The organism is Clavibacter sp. MX14-G9D, assembly GCF_032917815.1.
GTDB classification, from domain to species: domain Bacteria; phylum Actinomycetota; class Actinomycetes; order Actinomycetales; family Microbacteriaceae; genus Clavibacter; species Clavibacter michiganensis_K.
This window is the reverse complement of record NZ_JAVCVL010000173.1, coordinates 1-5,926: the sequence shown is the minus strand read 5'-3', so window position 1 is coordinate 5,926 and position 5,926 is coordinate 1. Positions and strand designations below refer to the sequence as shown.

At 72.8% G+C, this 5,926-nt stretch carries 7 protein-coding genes and 1 tRNA gene; 4 read left to right on the top strand and 4 right to left on the bottom strand.

All coding sequences use genetic code 11. From position 1 onward, the window contains the following. The first annotated feature begins 50 nt into the window (after nucleotides 1-50). Nucleotides 51-1,232 carry a CPBP family intramembrane glutamic endopeptidase gene (locus Q6969_RS12280; RefSeq protein ID WP_317230694.1) on the top strand — a complete coding sequence of 394 codons (1,182 nt, stop codon included), beginning with the start codon at nucleotides 51-53 and terminating at the stop codon, nucleotides 1,230-1,232. Here Q6969_RS12280 and Q6969_RS12275 read toward each other — a convergent pair. The 4 genes from Q6969_RS12275 to Q6969_RS12260 all read right to left on the bottom strand — a co-directional run bounded on the left by Q6969_RS12275 (nucleotide 1,114) and on the right by Q6969_RS12260 (nucleotide 3,518). Then, nucleotides 1,114-1,803, bottom strand: coding sequence for an N-acetyltransferase family protein (locus Q6969_RS12275; protein ID WP_317230693.1), 690 nt, complete (start codon nucleotides 1,801-1,803; stop codon nucleotides 1,114-1,116). The genes Q6969_RS12280 and Q6969_RS12275 overlap by 119 nt on opposite strands. Nucleotides 1,804-1,886: 83 nt before the next feature. Further along, nucleotides 1,887-2,573: a uracil-DNA glycosylase gene (locus Q6969_RS12270; protein WP_317230692.1), complete on the bottom strand. Its 687-nt coding sequence runs from the start codon at nucleotides 2,571-2,573 to the stop codon at nucleotides 1,887-1,889. Nucleotides 2,574-2,586: 13 nt separating this feature from the next. Next, nucleotides 2,587-3,309 carry a Type 1 glutamine amidotransferase-like domain-containing protein gene (locus tag Q6969_RS12265; RefSeq protein WP_317230691.1) on the bottom strand — a complete coding sequence of 241 codons (723 nt, stop codon included), beginning with the start codon at nucleotides 3,307-3,309 and terminating at the stop codon, nucleotides 2,587-2,589. Between the two features lie 136 nt (nucleotides 3,310-3,445). Next, nucleotides 3,446-3,518, bottom strand: a tRNA-Glu gene (locus Q6969_RS12260). A gap of 180 nt (nucleotides 3,519-3,698) precedes the next feature. On the opposite strand from Q6969_RS12260, the gene Q6969_RS12255 reads away from it, so the two are divergent. The 3 genes from Q6969_RS12255 to Q6969_RS12245 all read left to right on the top strand — a co-directional run. After that, nucleotides 3,699-4,337 (top strand): MBL fold metallo-hydrolase, encoded by a 639-nt coding sequence (locus tag Q6969_RS12255; RefSeq protein ID WP_104291246.1) that lies wholly within the window; start codon nucleotides 3,699-3,701, stop codon nucleotides 4,335-4,337. A gap of 43 nt (nucleotides 4,338-4,380) precedes the next feature. Continuing rightward, the gene (locus tag Q6969_RS12250; protein WP_317230690.1) at nucleotides 4,381-4,806 is read left to right on the top strand and encodes a DUF3592 domain-containing protein; all 426 of its coding nucleotides are present in this window, start codon (nucleotides 4,381-4,383) and stop codon (nucleotides 4,804-4,806) included. A 234-nt stretch (nucleotides 4,807-5,040) separates the two neighbouring features. Then, nucleotides 5,041-5,926: TerC family protein (locus Q6969_RS12245; RefSeq protein ID WP_317230689.1), on the top strand; the 886-nt coding region annotated here is incomplete at its 3' end.

The window sequence follows — 5,926 nt, the reverse complement described above, 5'->3', positions numbered from 1 at the left end:
TCCGCCGTCGGGGGGATCCGCCTCCCGGCGCCCCCGCGTACCGTGGCGGCATGAGCGCACAGGAGCCGACCCCCGACCTCCCCCCGACGTCACGGCCGTCGTCACCGCCGTCCGCGCCGCCCTTCGCGCCGCCGGTGTCCCCGGGAGACACCGGGGGCCCCGCCGCCCCCGCCGCTCCCGCCGGCTGGTCGGGCGCCCCGGCCGTCCCGACCCTGCCGCCGCTCCCGGAGCGTCCGCCGGTGCCGTACCACCACGGCCTCCGCGACACGGGCGGACCGTGGCGCGGCATCGTCGCGATCCTCCTCGGCGCCGTGGCGTTCTTCGGCTTCTCGCTCGTGTTCGGCGGCATCGCCTTCGCGATCGAGGCGTTCCGCGGCCGCATCGACCTGGAGGACCCGGCGTCCCTCACCACGATGACGCCGATCATCCTGCTCGCCACGAACCTGTCGCTCGCCGCCCTCATCCCGGTGTCGATGCTCCTGCAGCGCTGGCTCTTCGGCGTCCGCATGGGCGCGCTGTCCTCCATCGCGGGCCGCTTCCGCTGGCGCTGGCTCGGCCGGGTCGCCCTCGTGATGGTGCCCGTGTTCCTCGTCTACATCGGCGTCACGTTCGCGCTCGACCCCTCGGGCGAGATCCGCGTCGACGGGGAGGTCGTCACGTTCCTCGCGATCGTGCTCCTCACGACGCCACTGCAGTCGGCCGGCGAGGAGTACGGCTTCCGCGGCCTCGTGCAGCGCTCGGCCGGCTCCTGGTTCCGCAGCACCCGCGTCGCGCTCGTCGTCGGCGCGATCCTCTCCAGCGCGCTGTTCGCGCTCGCGCACCTCGCCGAGGACCCCTGGCTCATCGCCTACTACTTCGTCTTCGGCATCGCGGCGACCATCTCCGCCCGCCTCACCGGCGGCCTCGAGGCCCCCGTGCTCATCCACGCGCTCAACAACACGCTGCTGTTCATCCCCACCGTGCTGCTCGGCCAGATGTCGGAGAGCTTCGACCGCAGCGCCGGCACCGGCGGCCCGTTCATGCTGCTGCCGATGGCCGTCGTGCTCGGCTCGGCGCTGCTGACCGGCTGGTGGGCCCGACGTCACCGCGTGGAGACGACGGCGCCCCGCCCGCTCACGGCGAAGGAGGTCCGCCGGGAGCAGGAGCGGGCGTGGTGGGAGCAGGAGCGGCAGCGCCAGGCGTCGCTCGCCGCATGGCCCGCGCCCACCGACCCGGGGACTCCGCGGGCTTGAGCGTCAGCTGCATGGTGACGGTGCCGAGCCAGCGCCCGAACTTCCAGCCCACGCGGCCCATGCGCCCGCTCTCCGTGAAGCCCAGGGAGGCGTGCAGCCGGATGGAGGCGTCCGCGCCCTGGTCCGCGATGACGGCGATGACCTCGCGGAGGCGCGCCTCGCGGCAGGCCTCCACGAGCGCCTCCAGGAGCGCCCGCCCGAGGCCCTTGCCCGTGGACGCGGCGCCGAGGTAGATCGAGTCCTCCACCGTCGTCCGCGACGAGCGCCGTGCGCCGACCGGCTCGACGAGCGCGTAGCCGAGCACCTGCCCCGACGGGGAGACGGCGACGAGGAACGGCATCCCCATCCGCTCGAGCTGGCCGAACCGGCCGCGCCACCGGGCGAGCGTCATGCGGGTCTCGTCGAACGTGACGGTGCTGTTCATGACGTAGTGGTTGTAGATCTCGCGGATGTCCGGGAGGTCGGAGCTCGTCGCCCGGCGGATCTCGTAGCTGAACCCGGGCACGGGCGGAGCGGGCTTCCGGAGGTGGGCGGGCAGGCGCCGCCGGGTCTGGTATTCCTCCTCGAGCATGCCTGGATCCTACGGGGACCGGGGCGCGCGCGACCGGCCTCGGTCGGCGGACGTCCGGACGCGGCGGCGGCGGCCGGGTCGGCTCAGAGCCGCCAGTCGACCGGATCCGCGCCCTGCTCCGCGAGCAGCGCGTCGGCCCGGCTGAACGGCCGCGACCCGAGGAAGCCGCGCGACGCCGACAGCGGGCTGGGGTGCACGGAGAGGATCGACGGCACGGGCGCGAGCAGCGGCGCGAGCGAGCCCGCGTCCTTGCCCCAGAGGATCGCCACGAGCGGACCGCCGCGCGCCGCCAGCCCGCGGATCGCGCACTCGGTCACGGCCTCCCAGCCCTTCCCGCGGTGCGACGCGGGCGCACCGGGCCGGACCGTGAGCACCCGGTTCAGCAGGAGCACGCCGCTGCGCGTCCAGGTGGTGAGGTCGCCGTGGTCGGGGATGGGGATCCCGAGGTCGTCCCGCAGCTCCCGGTGGATGTTGGCGAGGCTGCGCGGCACCGGCCGCACGTCGGGCTCCACGGCGAACGACAGCCCCACGGGATGCCCCGGCGTCGGGTACGGGTCCTGGCCGACGATGAGCACGCGCACGTCGGCGAGCGGCTGCTGGAACGCCCGCAGGACGCGGTCGCCCTCGGGCAGGTAGGGCCGTCCGGCGGCGACCTCGCCGCGGAGCCACTCCCCCATCCGCGCGATGTCGTCGGCGACGGGGGCGAGCACGTCGGCCCAGCCCGCGTCCATGAGCCCGCGCTCGACGAGCTGGGGCAGGGTCAGCGCCACGTTCCGGGGGGGGTCAGGACGCGCCGGCGGAGCTGACGGTGACGCCGGTCTCCGAGCCGATGACCGACCAGACGCTGCCGCGCCCGACGACGACGAGCTGGCCCTCGCCGACGATGAGCACGGTGCCCTCGTCGATGGCGACGCCGCCCTCGACCAGTCCCGCCTCGGTCGCCGCGATGAGGCGCGTGAGGGTGCCCCACTGCGCCGCGTGCACGTCGACCGCGACGTCGATGAGGCCGATGCCCTGCTCGACCGTGACCTCGTCGAGGTCCTCGCTGGCGTCCTCCTGCACGACCTCGACGTCGCCGATCCGCCAGCCGCCGACGATGGCGGTCTCGGCGGCCACCGCGGCGCCCGCGGAGAAGCCGGCGTAGGGCACGCCGGCGGTGACCTGGCGGCGGATCTCGCCGAAGACGGGCTCGAGCGCCTGGCGGTACGCGGGGGTCAGGCCACCGCCGACGACGATGCCGTCCACGTCCTGCAGCTGCGCGACCTGGATGGACCCGCCCTCGGGCGCGAGCACCGCGACGGGCTCGCAGGGGCCGGCGGCGCGCAGGGCCTGCGCGTAGCGGTCGAACTCCTCGGCGCCCAGGCCGTCGTGGACGAGGACCACGGCGATGCGGGCCGGCTCCAGCCGGGCGGCATCGGTCGCCCTCGTCGTCGCCTCGGACAGGAACCGCGCGAGGAGGGGGGTGTCGTCATCCGACAGGCCGCCTCCGACCAGGTGAACACTCACCCCTCGACGGTACAGGGCCTGGCCCGGGAGCGCGTCCGGTCCGGGGCCCGCCGCCGACGCCTCCGCGGCGGTCGGACGCCCGCCGGGGGGCAAGAAGAAAGCCCGGCACCTCCGTGAGGAGGTGCCGGGCTGTACGTGACCCCAACCGGATTCGAACCGGTGTTACCGCCGTGAGAGGGCGGTGTCCTAGGCCGCTAAACGATGGGGCCGTTTTCGCAACTCGTCGAGTATGCCACAGCGCGCACAGCCCGCCAAATCGAGCCCCGACCGGGTCGGATCCGGTGCGCGCGCGGGCCCCGCCGCACCCCAGCGACGCCCCCGATCGCCGCTCCCGGGCGCCCCCGCGTCCCGGGTTTGCCCTGGCCGCCCGGACGGTGTTGGCTCCACTCATGCGATTGACGAAGCTCGAGCACGCCGCCCTGGTCCTGGAGATGAGCGGACGGAAGCTCTTCATCGACCCGGGCTCCTTCACCACCCCCATCACCGAGGCGATGAACGCCGACGCCATCGTCATCACGCACGAGCACCCCGACCACTGGACGCCGGAGCAGCTGAAGCGGATCCTCGACAAGAACGAGGGCGTCCCCATCTACGCGCCGGAGGGCGTGGCCGCCGCCGCCGCCGACTTCGACGTGACCGTCGTGCACGCGGGCGACACCATCGAGGTCGGGTCGTACACGCTGCGGTTCTTCGGCGGCGCGCACGCCGTCATCCACGAGTCGATCCCCGTGGTCGACAACCTCGGCGTGCTGGTCAACGGCACGCTCTACTACGCGGGCGACTCCTTCGTCGTCCCCGAGGGCGTCGACGTCGACCTCCTCGCGGCCCCGGCGGGCGCCCCGTGGATGAAGATCAGCGAGTCCATCGACTACGTCCTCGCCGTCGCGCCGCGGCGCGCGTTCCCCACGCACGAGATGGTGCTCTCGGCCGCCGGCAAGGCCATGTCGAACGGGCGGCTGCAGTGGGCGACCGAGCAGGGCGGCGGCGAGTTCCACGCCCTCGAGCCCGGCGATAGCATCGACCTCTAGGCCCTGTTCGGGCTCTCGAGGAGCGGACGCGGGGTCATTCGGCATGGACGGACTCGCCGCGGCGTCGCTCATCATCGAGTTCCTGACCTGGATCGCGCTCGTCCCCGGCGTCCTCCTCTACGTCGCCGGCCTCTCCATCCGCGTGGTCGGCCGGCGCTGGACGGCCACCGAGGGTCTCGTGGCCGAGCGTCCGGCGGATCCCGACGCCCCGGGGTCCGCGCCCACGCGCGTCCTCCGCTGGTTCGACGGCGACGGCGACGTGCACGAGGCCCCCGCCGACACGCACGAGACGCGCGACCTCCCCGCGGGGTCGGACGTGCGCGTGTGGTTCACGCCCCGCTCCCCGTGGCGCGTCCGCACGCACGCCCCCGAGCTCGACGGCCGCGCCCTCCGCGTCACCGGGCTCGTGCTCATCGGCATCGGCGCGGCCGCGGCGGTCGCGGGCATCGTCCTGCTCTTCCTCGAGTAGGGGGCGCATCCCGGCCCGACCGCGCCTGGGCATCCGCCGCGTGGTCGGACGGGGCCCATGCGGACGTATAGGCTCGTCGTCGAAGGGGAGTACTCCCGTCCGGCGGTCGTGTCGTCAATACGGTCGGACCACTCCGACCCGTGCGGCCGGTTCCGCGAGCAGGGCTCGCGGGGTGGAGGAGACCTTCAGTACCCCGTCGGACCGCTGCGCGGTCCGAGTACTGGAGAACCCCACATGGATGTCCCCTTCTGGCTCTGGGCCGCGACCATCGCGGCCGTCCTCGGCCTGCTCGTCTTCGACTTCTACGCGCACGTGCGGAAGGCGCACGAGCCGACCCTCAAGGAGTCCGCCACCTGGTCGGTGGTCTACATCGTCATCGCGCTCGTCTTCGGCGTCGGCGTCGGCGTCTTCTCGAACTGGACGTACGGCGGCGAGTACTTCGCCGGCTACGTCACGGAGAAGGCCCTGTCGGTCGACAACCTCTTCGTCTTCCTCATCATCATGTCGAGCTTCGCGGTGCCGCGGGCCTTCCAGCAGAAGGTGCTGCTCGTCGGCATCGCGATCGCGCTCGTCATGCGCGGCATCTTCATCGCCCTGGGATCGGCGATCATCGACAACTTCTCCTGGGTCTTCTACCTCTTCGGCGCGCTGCTGCTCGTCATGGCGTACAAGCAGATGAAGGAGACGCACGACGAGAGCGAGTCCGACTCGAAGCTCATCCGCACGCTCCGCCGCGTCATCCCCACCTCCGAGGACTACGACGGCGACAAGCTGACGACCCGCATCGACGGCAAGCGCCTCTTCACGCCGATGTTCCTGGTGATGCTCGCCATCGGCCTCACCGACGTGCTGTTCGCCCTGGACTCCATCCCGGCGATCTTCGGCCTGACGCAGGAGGCGTACATCGTCTTCACCGCCAACGCCTTCGCGCTGCTCGGCCTCCGGCAGCTCTACTTCCTGATCTCCGGCCTCCTCGAGCGCCTCGTGTACCTCTCGCAGGGCCTCGCGGTCATCCTCGGCTTCATCGCCGTGAAGCTCGTGCTCCACGCCATGCACGTCAACGAGGTGCCGTTCATCAACGGCGGCGAGCCGATGCTGTGGGCGCCCGAGATCCCGATCT